This window comes from Rhodovarius crocodyli, assembly GCF_004005855.1.
GTDB lineage: Bacteria > Pseudomonadota > Alphaproteobacteria > Acetobacterales > Acetobacteraceae > Rhodovarius > Rhodovarius crocodyli.
On the sequence record NZ_SACL01000047.1, the window covers coordinates 1 to 255 of the forward strand.

Here is a 255-nt window from a genome sequence, read left to right on the forward strand (position 1 = left end):
GGCTGATCACCGAGACCTCGGTGGGGGCGCTGTATATCGCCGCACTCTTTCCCTCGCTGCTGGTGGTGGCGCTGTTCGTGGGGCTGATCGCCTGGCACGGCGTGCGCAACCCGCTGCCCAAGCCCCCACCGATCCCGCTGCGGGAGAAGCTGATCGCGCTGAAGGACCTGACGCCGACGGTGCTGCTGATCGTGCTGGTGCTGGGCAGCATCTATGGCGGCTATGCCACGCCCACCGAGGCCGCGGCGCTGGGTG

General features: G+C 69.0%; 1 protein-coding gene. It reads left to right on the plus strand.

Features of this window, described 5'->3' with window-relative positions; genetic code table 11:
* Positions 1-255: TRAP transporter large permease subunit (locus EOD42_RS25710; protein WP_127790448.1), on the plus strand; the 255-nt coding region annotated here is incomplete at both ends.